Origin of the sequence: Paludibacterium yongneupense DSM 18731, from assembly GCF_000422925.1 — a bacterium.
Taxonomy (GTDB): domain Bacteria; phylum Pseudomonadota; class Gammaproteobacteria; order Burkholderiales; family Chromobacteriaceae; genus Paludibacterium; species Paludibacterium yongneupense.
Genome location: NZ_AUGZ01000024.1, coordinates 16,600 through 29,592, shown reverse-complemented (window position 1 = coordinate 29,592; position 12,993 = coordinate 16,600). Strand labels below are relative to the sequence as shown.

13 protein-coding genes are annotated in these 12,993 nt (G+C 63.5%); 12 read left to right on the top strand and 1 reads right to left on the bottom strand.

What is annotated here, in order from left to right:
• Positions 1-10: 10 nt before the first annotated feature.
• Positions 11-1,096: a porin gene (locus tag G520_RS0110080; RefSeq protein ID WP_028535553.1), complete on the bottom strand. Its 1,086-nt coding sequence runs from the start codon at positions 1,094-1,096 to the stop codon at positions 11-13.
• Between the two features lie 479 nt (positions 1,097-1,575).
• Here G520_RS0110080 and G520_RS24905 point away from each other — a divergent pair, with 479 nt between their 5' ends.
• The 12 genes from G520_RS24905 (at position 1,576) to G520_RS0110020 (ending at position 12,975) form a co-directional block, all read left to right on the top strand.
• Positions 1,576-1,737 carry a hypothetical protein gene (locus tag G520_RS24905; protein WP_156876916.1) on the top strand — a complete coding sequence of 54 codons (162 nt, stop codon included), beginning with the start codon at positions 1,576-1,578 and terminating at the stop codon, positions 1,735-1,737.
• 133 nt (positions 1,738-1,870) lie between these two features.
• A complete protein-coding gene (locus G520_RS0110070) occupies positions 1,871-3,079 on the top strand; it encodes a glycine C-acetyltransferase (protein ID WP_028535552.1) in 1,209 nt (402 codons plus the stop codon).
• 18 nt (positions 3,080-3,097) lie between these two features.
• The gene (gene tdh / locus G520_RS0110065; RefSeq protein WP_028535551.1) at positions 3,098-4,123 is read left to right on the top strand and encodes an L-threonine 3-dehydrogenase; all 1,026 of its coding nucleotides are present in this window, start codon (positions 3,098-3,100) and stop codon (positions 4,121-4,123) included.
• Positions 4,120-5,463, top strand: coding sequence for a protoporphyrinogen oxidase (hemG, locus tag G520_RS0110060; protein ID WP_028535550.1), 1,344 nt, complete (start codon positions 4,120-4,122; stop codon positions 5,461-5,463). The genes tdh and hemG overlap by 4 nt, the downstream gene beginning before the upstream one ends.
• A gap of 36 nt (positions 5,464-5,499) precedes the next feature.
• Positions 5,500-6,390, top strand: coding sequence for a glycine--tRNA ligase subunit alpha (gene glyQ / locus G520_RS0110055; protein ID WP_028535549.1), 891 nt, complete (start codon positions 5,500-5,502; stop codon positions 6,388-6,390).
• A 2-nt stretch (positions 6,391-6,392) separates the two neighbouring features.
• On the top strand, positions 6,393-6,800 hold the full coding sequence (locus G520_RS0110050) for a surface-adhesin E family protein (protein WP_028535548.1): 408 nt from the start codon (positions 6,393-6,395) through the stop codon (positions 6,798-6,800).
• Between the two features lie 27 nt (positions 6,801-6,827).
• Positions 6,828-8,888 carry a glycine--tRNA ligase subunit beta gene (gene glyS / locus G520_RS0110045; RefSeq protein ID WP_028535547.1) on the top strand — a complete coding sequence of 687 codons (2,061 nt, stop codon included), beginning with the start codon at positions 6,828-6,830 and terminating at the stop codon, positions 8,886-8,888.
• A gap of 28 nt (positions 8,889-8,916) precedes the next feature.
• On the top strand, positions 8,917-9,465 hold the full coding sequence (gene gmhB, locus G520_RS0110040; RefSeq protein WP_028535546.1) for a D-glycero-beta-D-manno-heptose 1,7-bisphosphate 7-phosphatase: 549 nt from the start codon (positions 8,917-8,919) through the stop codon (positions 9,463-9,465).
• A 22-nt stretch (positions 9,466-9,487) separates the two neighbouring features.
• Positions 9,488-10,258, top strand: coding sequence for a lysophospholipid acyltransferase family protein (locus G520_RS0110035; RefSeq protein ID WP_028535545.1), 771 nt, complete (start codon positions 9,488-9,490; stop codon positions 10,256-10,258).
• A complete protein-coding gene (locus G520_RS0110030) occupies positions 10,227-10,925 on the top strand; it encodes a M48 family metallopeptidase (RefSeq protein WP_036665984.1) in 699 nt (232 codons plus the stop codon). The genes G520_RS0110035 and G520_RS0110030 overlap by 32 nt, the downstream gene beginning before the upstream one ends.
• A 155-nt stretch (positions 10,926-11,080) precedes the next feature.
• Positions 11,081-11,467, top strand: coding sequence for a lactoylglutathione lyase (gloA, locus tag G520_RS0110025; protein WP_028535543.1), 387 nt, complete (start codon positions 11,081-11,083; stop codon positions 11,465-11,467).
• Positions 11,468-11,586: 119 nt separating this feature from the next.
• Positions 11,587-12,975 (top strand): sodium:proton antiporter, encoded by a 1,389-nt coding sequence (locus G520_RS0110020; protein WP_028535542.1) that lies wholly within the window; start codon positions 11,587-11,589, stop codon positions 12,973-12,975.
• Positions 12,976-12,993: the final 18 nt, after the last annotated feature.

Here is a 12,993-nt window from a genome sequence, read left to right as displayed (position 1 = left end):
TGAGGCGATCTTAGAACTTGTGAATCAGGGCAAAGTAAACGGTATGCGAAGTGTTCGAGCTGTCGCCATTCAGGGCAACCAGCGCGTCGCCTTCTTTTTGACGTGCATACGCAGCTTCAACCGTCGTGCGCTTGCTCAGGCTGTAGTCGACAGCAAGACCGATCTGCTTGATGTTGGTGCTGACTTTGCTGCCATCGACGGTAGCATCCTGGCGTTGCGAGTATTCGATCTTCGGGGTAAACGGACCGATCGCGTACGCAGCCAGCAGGCCCCAGGAATTGCCGGAGAAGTGCGAAGCGCTGTTATTGGCACCAAGCGTGTTCCAGGTGCTGCTGCTGGTGGTGGAGGCGTACAGCGAGTCATGGTTGAAGGTCGCGGCCAGCGTCAGCTTGTCGCCGTTGTAACCACCTTCGATACGGCTCATCGCACCGGTCTTGCTGCCAGCCTGGTTGCGCTGGGCTTCGTAGGCCACGCCTACGAACAGCTTGGTCGGCTCGTTCTGGTAGTTGACATGGAAGCCATAACGATCGGTCGAGCTAGTCGTGGTGGTGTTGTTTTCGCCTGCAGCGTAGAGAACCGAGACATCGACACCGTTCCAGCTCGGAGCGTCGTAACGGACCGCATTCTTGATGCCGGAGCCCGCATCCACGCCGCCACCGAGGTTGAAGCCGGGGATGATCCCGTTTTCATAAACCGGGTAGGTCAGATTGTGCGCGTCTACGTGAGGGCCGTTGAAGGTGTCGGTCGACTCGGTTTCAACCATCATGTCCCACAGACGGCCGAGGCGGACGGTACCGAAGCCGCTTTGCAGGCCGACCCAGGTCGTACGCGAAGCGAAGGTGCCGGTGTAGCCAGCTTGAGAGCCGTCTGCGTCATAGCCCGACTCGATCTGCCAGATCGACTTCAGGCCGTTACCCAGATCTTCGCTACCCTTGAAGCCGATCTTGGAGCCGTAGTCATCAACACGAGTCGTGGTCAGACCGGCATTGTCGTAGGAGTTGATACCCATGGCGACGGTGCCGTAGATGGTGACATCGGCGTGTGCCAGTACCGGCAGTGCGGCAGCCACAGCTGCGACCAGAGCGAGTTTCTTCATTTTCCCATTGTTTCCATAGTTATTGGTGATGTCTCGTCCGCGGATCTCGCGGCGAACTTTCCTGGCGGCGCCCTTTTTCAATAACAGGTGTCGATGCCAGATGCCTATGAGTTTGCAAAGTTGTGTGGCATCTCGTCAATCAACTTGTGTCGGAAATGACGCACAAGTAGTTAAACTGTGGTGCCATATGTTGTTATTTTGGTATTTGGAAAAAATTCGCATGGAATTTGTTTTTGTTAAATTATTGATTTTCTAAAGTAAAATCTATGCGGCTAATGTTTTTGTCGGCAGAGACGCCGCTGGCGCAGTGTTGCAAAAATGTTGAATTCTCGCCTTAATCCCAATTTTCATATCAATATTCGAAGTAAATCGAAAAAGCTTAAAATCCCAGCCGCTTGCAAAATCTTTATATGCTTTTGGCATTTGCGGTGGGCGCGGGAAGAACTCCGCCTGGCAGGAGGATGAGCTAGAATCAAGGCATGATTCATCAAACTTGGTTTTGGATGCTGATCATCCTCTCGCCCGTGGTGACGACCGTCGCGACGCTTGCGCGTCTCGCGCGCCGTCCGCCGGCTCCGCCGCCGCAAGTCGAGGAGGCGGCGGCATCCTGCGGGAACGAAAAGGACGCCCGTCAGTCCTAGCAAGCTGCGTGCCATGCCGGTTGCGGCCGCTGGCGCCGCTTCCTGTTTCCGGCGTCCCCGGACGGGGCTACAATCGCGCTATCCGCGGTCACGACGCCCTGTGGCCGTTTCGCATCCCTTCGGACGAGAGCCCATGAACCATACCTATCTGGCCCATCTCGGGGCCGTTCTCACGCAACTGCGCAGCGATGGCTTCGAGAAGCCGGAGCGCGTGATCGATACCCCGCAAGGTGCGGCCATCGCGCTCGCCGACGGGCGCGACGTGCTGAATTTCTGTGCGAACAACTATCTGGGGCTGGCCGACGACGAGCGCGTGATCGCCGCCGCCCACGCCGGCCTCGACCGCTACGGCTATGGTTGCGCCTCGGTGCGCTTCATTTGTGGCACCCAGACGGTGCACAAGGATCTGGAACGGGCGATCTCCGCCTTTCTCGGCACCGACGACAGCATCCTTTATTCCAGTTGCTTCGACGCCAACGGCGGCGTGTTCGAGACGCTGTTCGGCGAAGAAGACGCGATCATTTCGGATGAGCTCAATCACGCCTCCATCATCGATGGCGTGCGTCTGTGCAAGGCGCAGCGCTACCGCTACAAGAACAACGACATGGGCGACCTCGAGACGCAGCTCAAGGCGGCCGATGCCGCCGGCGCGCGCTTCAAGCTGATCGTGACCGACGGCGTGTTCTCGATGGACGGCATCATCGCCGACCTGAAATCGCTGTGCGCGGTCGCCGACCGTTTCGGTGCGCTGGTCATGGTCGACGATTCGCATGCGGTGGGCTTCATCGGCGCCAGCGGCGGCGGAACGCCGCAGCTGTGCGGCGTGGCCGACCGCGTCGATATCTATAGCGGCACGCTGGGCAAGGCGCTGGGGGGGGCGTCCGGCGGCTATATCTCGGGCCGTCAGCCCATCATCGACCTGCTGCGCCAGCGTTCGCGGCCCTATCTGTTTTCCAACAGCCTGGCGCCGGCCATCGCGGCGGCGAGCCTCAAGGTGTTCGAGATCCTGGCCGCCGAAGGCGATGCGCTACGGGCGCGGCTGACTGCCAACGCCGAGCATTTCCGGCGCGAGATGGGGCAGGCCGGCTTCAATCTGGTGCCGGGGCGGCATCCCATCGTTCCGGTGATGCTCGGCGACGCGCGTCTGGCCGGCGAGATGGCTGCCGCGCTGCTGTCCGAGGGGGTGTATGTGGTCGGTTTTTCCTTCCCGGTGGTACCCAAGGGCCGCGCGCGCATCCGTACCCAGATGTCGGCCGCGCACACGGCCGAACAGATAGACCGCGCGGTGGCCGCCTTCGTGCGCGTCGGCCGCGATTTGGGCGTGATCGGCGCCAAGGCGTAAGGAGCGGGGCGAAACATCGTGAAAGCATTGAGCAAACTCAGGGCCGAGCGCGGCCTGTGGCTGACCGACGTCGATGTGCCCGAGGTCGGGCACAACGACTTGCTGATCCGCATCGTCAAAACGGCGATCTGCGGCACCGACATCCACATCTGGAACTGGGACGACTGGGCGCAGAAGACCATTCCGGTGCCGATGCCGGTCGGGCATGAATACGTGGGGGTGGTGGAGGCGATGGGCTCCGAGGTCAAAGGCTTCGCCGTCGGCGACCGCGTGTCGGGCGAAGGGCACATCACCTGCGGCCACTGCCGCAACTGTCGCGCCGGTCGCCGCCATCTGTGCCGCAACACCGTCGGGGTCGGCGTCAATCGCCCCGGGGCCTTCGCCGAGTATCTGGTGATTCCGGCTTTCAACGCCTTTCCCATTCCCGACGACATTTCCGATGATCTGGCGTCGATCTTCGACCCGTTCGGCAACGCGGTCCATACCGCGCTGGCGTTCAACCTGGTCGGCGAGGACGTGCTGATCACCGGCGCCGGCCCGATCGGGATCATGGCGGCGGCGATCGCGCGCCACGTCGGGGCGCGCCATGTCGTGATCACCGACGTCAACGATTACCGTCTCGAACTGGCCGGTCGGCTCGGCGCGACGCGCTGCGTCAACGTCGCGCGCGAGCAACTCGGCGACGTGATGCGCGAACTGGGCATGAGCGAGGGCTTCGACGTCGGACTGGAAATGTCGGGACAGCCGCAGGCCTTCCGCCAGATGCTCGAGACCATGAATCATGGCGGCAAGGTCGCGCTGCTCGGCATTCCGCCGGCGGACACCGCCATCGACTGGAATCAGGTGATTTTCAAGGGGTTGGAAATCAAGGGCATCTATGGCCGGGAAATGTTCGAGACCTGGTACAAGATGGTGGCCTTGCTGCAATCCGGGCTCGACATCAGTCCCATCATCACCCATCACTTCCCGCTGTCCGGTTTTGCAGACGGCTTCGCGGCGATGCTGTCGGGGCAGTCCGGCAAGGTGATTCTGGACTGGTCGTGATCGCCGTCGTCGGCGCTGGCGTCTCGGGTCTGTCCTGCGCCTGGTGGCTCGCGCAGGCCGGGCGCGAGGTCGTCGTGCTCGAGGCCGACTCCCGTGTCGGCGGCATGGTGCGCACCCATGTCGCCGACGACTGCCGCTTCGAGGCGGGGCCGAATACCTTGCTCGCCGCGCCGGCTCTGCTCGAGTGGCTGCGCGAGCTCGGCTTGACCCCCCAGCCGGCTGCGCCCTTGTCGCGCCAGCGCTATATTTTGCGCGATGGCCTCTACCGGGCCGTGCCGGGCGGGCCGCTCGCTTTGCTGTGCGGCGATTTTTTCCCGCTGCACACGCGTTGGGCGCTGTTCAGCGAGGTGTGGCGCCGCCCGCCGCGCCCGGTGGCGGCGGAGACGGTGGCCGCTTTTTTCCGTCGCCGGCTCGGGCAGGATTTTCTCGATCTGGTGATCAATCCGCTGGTCGCCGGCATCTATGCCGGCGACCCGGAGGAATTGCTGATCGACGAGGTCATGCCGCTGCTGGCGGCGGCCGAGCGCGACAGCGGCTCCATCGTCGGCGGCATGTTGCGCCGCGCGATCGGCGGCGGTTTGCGTCGGCGTGCGCCGTTCTCGCTGGCCGGCGGCCTGGAGTCGCTGCCGCGCGCGCTGGCCGCGCAACTGGACGTGCGCCTGTCCTGTCCGGTGCGCGCCCTCGCTCCCCATCGGGACGCCTGGGTGTTGAGCACCGATCGGGGCGAGCTGCGCGCAAGCGCGGTCGTGCTGGCCGTGCCAGCGCCGCAGGCGGCAAGCCTGCTCGCGCCGCTCGATCCGGCGCTGGCGCGGTCGCTGGATGCGATCCGCTATGCCCCCATGAACGTGGTCGCCAGCCGCGGTCCGCTCGAAGACATGCATCGCCCGCTGCACGGTTTCGGCGGTCTGCATCCGCGCGCCGAACGGGCGTTCGCCGCCGGTCACCTGATGACCGGCGCCCTGTTTCCCGATGCCGTGGCCGCCGGTCGCTACCTGGTGACCAGCTATGTCGGCGGTCGTCTGTACCGGCACGAGGCCGGTCTCGACGATGCCCGGTTTTTTCCTGCCCTCAACCGCGAGTTGGTCCGCCTGTTCGATTGCTCGCGCCCGCCCGCTGCGCAGACACGGATTCGCCTCGACGCCGCGCTGCCGCAGGCCGATGCCGCGCTGCCGCGCGCGCGCGACGCATTGCGGCCGTGGCGCACGCGCGGTTTGCATGTCTGTGCCAACTGGCTCGGCGGCGTTTCCGTACCGGATTGCCTGGACAAGGGGCGCGCACTCGCGCAGAGCCTGGCGGCGATCGATGGCGGAAGCGCTGCGAATCTCGGCCAACTCCGGTAGAATCGATCCTTAATTTTCTTTTTTCGATCAGCGGTCATGCTTACTTTCCAGGAAATCATCCTCACGCTGCAGAACTATTGGAATCGCCAAGGCTGCGCGTTGTTGCAACCCTATGATATGGAAATGGGCGCGGGGACCTCGCATACGGCGACCTTCCTGCGCTCCATCGGCCCGGAGCCGTGGAACGCGGCCTATGTGCAGCCTTCGCGGCGTCCGAAGGACGGCCGCTACGGCGAGAACCCCAACCGCTTGCAGCATTACTATCAGTTTCAGGTCGTGCTCAAGCCGTCGCCCGACAATATTCAGGAACTGTATCTGGGTTCGCTCAAGGAGCTGGGCATAGACCCGACGGTGCATGACATCCGTTTCGTCGAGGACGACTGGGAAAACCCGACGCTGGGCGCATGGGGCCTGGGCTGGGAGATCTGGCTCAACGGCATGGAAGTGACGCAGTTCACCTATTTCCAGCAGGTCGGCGGCCTCGATTGCAAGCCGGTGCTGGGGGAAATCACCTATGGCCTGGAACGTCTGGCGATGTATCTGCAAGGCGTGGAAAATGTCTACGACCTGACCTGGACCGTCTACCCGAACGGCCAGAAAGTCAGCTACGGCGATGTCTTTCATCAGAACGAAGTCGAACAGTCGCGCTACAACTTCGAACATTCGAACGTGGTCTTCCTGTTCGAGCAGTTCAACCATTTCGAAGTGGAGGCCAAGCGCCTGCTCGACGCCGGCCTGCCCTTGCCCGGCTATGAAATGATTTTGAAGGCCGCGCATTCGTTCAACCTGCTCGATGCACGCGGCGCCATCTCGGTGACCGAGCGCGCCGCCTATATCGGCCGCATCCGTGCGCTCGCACGGCAAGTGGCACAGGCGTATTACGACTCGCGCGAGGCGCTCGGTTTTCCGATGTGCCCGCAGGCCTGATCATGCGGACTCCCGTCTTCCTGATTCTGTGCTCGCTGCCGGCCGCGGCCGCAGCCGCCACATTCGACTGGCAGGTGTACCAGCGCGGCAACGCGCTGGAACTGGCCGTCGACCGCAATTCGGTGCAGAGGCAGGCGGACGGTCTGATCCGCTTCATCAACCAGGAGCGTTTTGCCGAACCGCAGTTCGATCGCGGCTACAAGGTCCGTTTTTCCATCCGCCGCACCACGGTCTACGCCGACTGCAAGCAGGGCCGCTACGCCCTGGTGTCCAGCGACTTTTACAGCGCGTCCAACAAGTCGGTCTGGTCGACGATGTATCCCGTTCCGCGCTATGCCTGGAAGTGGCAGGATGCGGACGACGAATCGGTGGCTGCCGCCATGATGGCCGCGGTATGCCCGAACCCCTAACGCTCCCAGCAAGAAACCCGAATAGACATGAACGCAACCCTGCTGATTGAACTCCTGACCGAGGAACTCCCGCCCAAGGCGCTGCCCAGGCTGGCGGCCAGTTTCGCCCAGACCCTGTGCGACGAACTGAAAAAGATGCAGTTCGTCGCGGCCGATGCCGAGGCGTCGGTATTCGCCAGTCCGCGCCGTCTGGCCTTGTCGCTGCCGGAGGTGCTGGCCGTGCAGCCCGAACAGCATCTGACGCGCAAGGGGCCGGCCGTGAGCGCAGGGATGAAAGACGGCAAGCCGACGCCGGCGCTGGCGGGGTTCGCCCGTTCCTGCGGCGTCGAAGTGGCCGATCTGATCACGCTGAACGACGGCAAGCAGGATGTGTATGCCTGGCAGACCGTCAAGGCCGGCCAATCGTTGTCCGACGTGCTGTCCGACCTGGTCGCGCTCGCGCTGAAGAAACTGCCGGTGCCCAAGCTGATGCGCTGGGGCGATTCCGATCACCAGTTCGTGCGGCCGGTGCATGGCCTCGTGCTGATGCATGGCGCGACGCTGATCGCGGGCAGTGTGCTCGGTCTGTCCAGTCGTACGCAGACGCTCGGCCACCGTTTCCTGTCCTCCGGTGTCGTTGCGATCGGCCATGCCGATGCCTATGAAGCGACGCTGGAAAGCGAAGGCCATGTCGTCGCCCGCTTCGGCGAGCGCCGTGAACGCATCCGTCAGCAACTTGCCCAGGCCGCCGAGCGCCTCGGAGCCACGCTGGCCTCGGACGACGCGCTGCTGGACGAAGTGACCGCGCTGGTCGAGTGGCCGGTGGTTCTGGAGGCCGGCTTCGAGGCCGAGTTCCTGGCCGTGCCGCAAGAGTGCCTGATTCTGACCATGCAGCAGAATCAGAAATATTTCCCGCTGCTCGATGCGCAGGGCCGTTTGATGAACCGCTTCCTGCTGGTGTCGAATCTGGCCAGCCGCGACCCTTCCGCCGTGATTCAGGGTAATGAGCGCGTGTTGCGCGCGCGTCTGTCCGATGCGCGTTTCTTCTTCGAGCAAGACCAGAAAGTCCGCCTCGAGTCGCGGCTCGCGCGTCTGGCCGACGTGGTCTACCACAACAAGATAGGCTCCCAGCTCGAGCGCGTGGAACGCCTGCAAGCCATCGCCGGCGGCATCGCCGAGCGCCTGGGGGCCGATGTTCAGCTTGCCCGCCGTGCCGCGCGTCTGGCCAAGGCCGACCTCGTCAGCGACATGGTGGGCGAGTTTCCCGAGCTGCAAGGCATCATGGGCATGCACTATGCGCGCCTGGACGGCGAAGCGGAGCCGGTCGCCCTCGCGATCGAAGGGCATTACCACCCGCGTTTCGCCGGCGACTCGCTGCCGCAAGGCGCGGTGGCGACGGCGGTGGCGCTGGCCGACAAGCTGGAAACGCTGGTCGGCATCTGGGGTATCGGTCTGATCCCTACCGGCGACAAGGATCCGTTTGCCTTGCGTCGCGCAGCGCTGGGTGTGCTGCGCATGGTGCTGGAGTTGCCGCTGGACCTGAAGGAGCTGCTGGCATTGACCGCCGCCACCTTCGCCGACGGCAAGCTCGCGCCAGCGGTGGCCGACGACGTATTTGCCTTCTGCCTCGAACGCCTGAAAAATTTCCTCGCCGCAGAGTACCGCGCGGACGAGGTGGAGGCCGTTCTGGCGCTCGCGCCCACGCGCCTGCAACCGCTGCCGGTGCTGCTGGCGGCCGTGGCCGCCTTCAAGCGTCTGCCGGAAGCGGCGGCGCTGGCCGCGGCCAACAAGCGCGTGAACAACATTCTGAAGAAGGCCGGTGCCGCTCCGGGGCCGGTCGACGCCGCCTTGCTGGTCGAAGCGGCGGAACAGGCGCTCCATGCCGCGGTACGCGATCTGACGGGCAAGGTCGACGCCACCTTTGCCGCCGGGGACTATGCGACTGCGCTGGCGATGTTGTCGCAGCTGAAGGAACCGGTCGACGCGTTTTTCGATACCGTAATGGTGATGGCCGAGGATGGTGCGATACGCGCCAACCGTATCGCGCTGCTGGCCAATCTGGCCGCCTTGTTCAATCGCGTGGCGGATATTTCGCTGCTGGCCGACTAGGCCGGACCCGCTCACTGGAAGCTTGCCAATGAAACTCGTCATACTGGATCGGGACGGTGTGATCAACCAGGACCGGGACGACTTTGTCAAAAGCACCATGGAGTGGGTGCCGATCGAGCACAGCCTGGAAGCGATCGCGAATCTGACGCAGGCCGGCTGGCGCGTGGTGGTGGCGACCAACCAGTCCGGGATCGGTCGCGGCCTGTTCGACATGCATGCGCTCAATGCCATGCACGACAAGATGCACCGCCTGGTCAACCAGGCCGGCGGGCGCATCGATGCGGTCGTGATCTGCCCGCATACGGCCAACGATCGCTGCAAATGCCGCAAGCCCGAGCCCGGGATGATTCTGGAAATCGTCGAACGTTTCAACGCCAAGGTCGAGGGCTTGCCCATGATAGGCGACAGCCAGCGCGACCTGGAGGCGATCCATGCCGCGGGTGGACAGCCTATCCTGGTGCGCACCGGCAAGGGGTTGAAGACGCTGGCGCAGGATAGTCTGCCGCCCGGCACACGGGTGTTCGACGATTTGTATGATGCCGCCGGCTACCTGATACAGCACTCTTCTTCAACCTGAATACGACGGCTCAAACTACATGCTGCTTTGGATACGTAATCTTGCTTACTGGCTGGTGCTGGCGATTGTCACTCCGGTCATCTTTCTGCTGTTGACGCTGGCGCTGCCGCTGCCGCGACGCGTGCGCCACGTTTTCGGTATGGCATGGGCGATCATGCTGCTGTGGACGCTCGAGCATGTGGTCGGCCTCAAATACCGCGTGATCGGCCGGGAGAATATTCCTTCCACTCCGTCCATCATCTGCTCCAAGCACCAGTCCGGATGGGAAACCCTGGCCCTGCAGAAGTTGTTCCCGGCTCAGATCTATGTGGCCAAGCGCGAGTTGTTGTGGATTCCTTTCTTCGGCTGGGGCCTGGCCGCGATGAATCCGATCGCGATCAATCGTTCCGACCGTGCCGGCGCCAACCAGCAGCTGCTCAGGCAGGGGCGCGAGCGCCTGAGCCACGGCTTCTGGATCACCGTATTTCCCGAGGGTACGCGCATCCGGCCGGGTACGCGGGCCAAATACAAGCTGGGGGCCGCGCGCATGGCCAAGACGCTCGATATTCCGCTCGTGCCGGTCGCGCACAATGCCGGCGAATTCTGGCCGCGCAACTCGTTTTTGAAATACCCTGGCGTGGTGACGGTCGTGATCGGGCCGGCTATCGTTCCCTCCGCCGAACTGCGTTCCGAAGCGATCATGGCGCAAGCCGAATCCTGGATCGAGGCACGGCAGCTGGAAATCGGCGGCGCCGGTCCTTTTGCCCACCCGTCGCAGCGGCATGAACACAGCACTCGCACTGACGCTGCCTGACGTTACGCTGCCGGTGACGGTAGTGCGCCGGGCGCGCAAGAGCATAGGCATCCGCGTGAGTCCCGCCGGCGTGGAGCTGGTTGCGCATCCGCGCGTGACGCTCGCGTATCTGCAGCAGGTGCTCGACGACCGTCGCGACTGGATTGAGCGCCACTGGCGCTTGCAGAATGCGGCCCGGGCGCCGCTGGTGCCCGAAGCGGTGCGGCTGGCCGGACACGGGTTGCGGCTCGTACATGAAAACGGAGCGCGGCGTCGCGTGCTGTTCGAAGGCGACCGCGCCCGCGTCTTCGGCCTTGCCTCCGACGACGGCGACGGCTTGCGTCGTGTTCTGGCCGATGGTTTGCGCCGCGAGGCGGCCTTGCGCTTTCCGCCGCGGCTGGCCGCCGCCGCCCGCGCCGCCGCGCGTGCTCCCTCCGGTTTTGCCCTGTCCTCGGCGCGTACGCGCTGGGGGAGTTGCAGCGGGCAAGGGATGATACGGCTCAACTGGCGCCTGGTGCAGGCTCCGCTGGCGATTCTCGATTACGTGATCGCGCACGAACTCGCGCATCTGCGGCATATGGACCATTCGCCCGCTTTCTGGCTGGAAACCGCTCGCCTGTGCCCGCAGTGGCGGGTCGCACGCAACTGGTTGCGAGAACAGGGGCGTACCCTGTTCGAATTCGGCTGACGCGCGGAAACTTTACGCTGCGCGCGCTGCCAGACGACTGGCGGGATGTTCGGGCCCGCCCGCTTTCGCCGTCCGCCGTGGCGGGCCATCTCTCCCGGGCCGCCGTCAGGCGGACCGCCGGTTTTTCCCGACTGATTATTTTGAGAGAACAATTCATGCGCATTCTGCACACCATGATCCGCGTAGGCGATCTCGATCGCTCGATCGCGTTTTATACCGAAGTCCTCGGCATGAGCGTCATCGACCGCTCCGACTACCCGGAAGGCAAATTCACCAATGTCTTCGTCGGCTACGGCAGCAAGGACGACGGTGCGGTCATCGAATTGACGTATAACTATGGCGTCGACAGCTATGAGCCGGGCACCGGTTTCGGCCATCTCGCCGTCTCCGTTCCCGACGCGTATGCGGCCTGTGCCGAGATCAAGCGCCGTGGGGGTGTCGTGACGCGCGAAGCCGGGCCGATGAAACACGGCACGACGGTGATCGCCTTCGTCTGCGATCCCGATGGCTACAAGATCGAGCTGATCGAAGACCGTCATTGACCGCAGCGCGCGGCTGTGCGGCGCCATGGCTTGCGCTTCCGGCCGCGCGCCGTGCTTGCGCCTCCTTGCACGCTCGCGGTGCGGCACGAGGGGGCGCTACTATTTTTCAGGAGTAAGAAGTGTCGTTGACGGCCGGAGTCGTTTTCTCGCTAGTGCCTATCAGTCTGCCTGCCGTTCCCGACGGCGCGGGGCTTAGCCTCGCATGGGCCTTGCCGTTTGCCGGCATTCTGCTTTCCATTGCGGTGTTTCCCATCCTGTTCGCCTCGTTCTGGCATCATCATTTTGGCAAGATCGTCGCGGCGTGGACACTGTCCTTTCTGCTGCCCTTCGCCGTCGTATTCGGTACGGGCCGTTCGATGAATGTGCTCGCGCATGCTTTTTTGGTCGAATACCTGCCGTTCGTCACGGTCTTGCTCACGCTGTTCATCGTTTCAGGAGGAATCGTGCTGCGCGGCAATCTGCATGGTTCTCCCGAGCGCAATACGGCCCTGTTGCTCGTCGGCGTACTGCTGGCTTCGGTGATGGGGACCACCGGTGCCGCGATGCTGTTGATCCGTCCGCTGATCAAGGCCAACGCGAACCGCCGCCACAACGCGCATGTGATCCTGTTTTTCATCTTTCTGGTCGCCAATATCGGCGGCGGCCTGAGTCCGCTCGGAGACCCGCCGTTGTTTCTCGGCTACCTGAAGGGGGTCGCCTTCGATTGGCCGCTGCGGCATCTGTTCGCTCCGGTGCTGTTTAGCACGACGGTGCTGTTGCTCGTTTTTTTTGTGATCGACCGTTACTACTATCGGCTGGAAGGCATCATCGCGCCGGACCCCGATCCCGATATTCCGTTTCATATCGCCGGGCGGGTGAATGTCCTGCTGCTTGCCGTGACCATCGCGACCGTGCTGATGTCGGGAATGTGGTCGCCCGGCATCGCCTTTGATGTCGCGGGCACGCGGCTGGCGGCGCAGGATGTCGTGCGCGATGCGATTTTGCTGGCCGTGTCCGCGGCATCGCTATGTTTGACATCGCGCCGGCTGCGCGTGGAGAACGGTTTCGAATGGGCGCCGATTGCCGAAGTCGCCAAGTTGTTCGCCGGTATTTTCGTCACCATCGCTCCAGTGATCGCGATCTTGCACGCCGGCGAGCGCGGCGCGCTGTCCGGGCTCGCCGGCGTCGTCACGCACCCGTCCGGCGCGCCGTGGGATGCACGCTATTTCTGGCTGACCGGCATCCTGTCCAGCCTTCTGGATAATGCCCCGACTTATCTGGTGTTTTTCAATCTCGCATCAGGCGATGCCGCTGTGCTCAGCGGCCCGTTGTCCACGACGCTGCTGGCCATTTCCATGGGCGCCGTATTCATGGGAGCGGCGACCTATATCGGCAATGCCCCCAACTTCATGGTCAAGGCCATCGCCGAGAGGGCGGGGATTCGCATGCCGGGGTTTTTCCGCTATCTGCTATGGTCGGGCAGCATACTGCTGCCCTTGTTCGCCGTGCTGACCCTGCTGTTTTTCTGAAGCTTGAGGGGGGCGTCA

Excerpts from the sequence above, each read along its gene's own strand:
- glyQ (WP_028535549.1), top strand. The coding sequence starts at position 5,500 with ATGCTTACTTTCCAGGAAATCATCCTCACGCTGCAGAACTATTGGAAT.
- G520_RS0110030 (WP_036665984.1), top strand. The coding sequence starts at position 10,227 with ATGAACACAGCACTCGCACTGACGCTGCCTGACGTTACGCTGCCGGTG.
- G520_RS0110050 (WP_028535548.1), top strand. The coding sequence starts at position 6,393 with ATGCGGACTCCCGTCTTCCTGATTCTGTGCTCGCTGCCGGCCGCGGCC.
- gmhB (WP_028535546.1), top strand. The coding sequence starts at position 8,917 with ATGAAACTCGTCATACTGGATCGGGACGGTGTGATCAACCAGGACCGG.
- glyS (WP_028535547.1), top strand. The coding sequence starts at position 6,828 with ATGAACGCAACCCTGCTGATTGAACTCCTGACCGAGGAACTCCCGCCC.
- G520_RS24905 (WP_156876916.1), top strand. The coding sequence starts at position 1,576 with ATGATTCATCAAACTTGGTTTTGGATGCTGATCATCCTCTCGCCCGTG.
- gloA (WP_028535543.1), top strand. The coding sequence starts at position 11,081 with ATGCGCATTCTGCACACCATGATCCGCGTAGGCGATCTCGATCGCTCG.
- G520_RS0110070 (WP_028535552.1), top strand. The coding sequence starts at position 1,871 with ATGAACCATACCTATCTGGCCCATCTCGGGGCCGTTCTCACGCAACTG.
- G520_RS0110080 (WP_028535553.1), bottom strand. The coding sequence starts at position 1,096 with ATGAAGAAACTCGCTCTGGTCGCAGCTGTGGCTGCCGCACTGCCGGTA.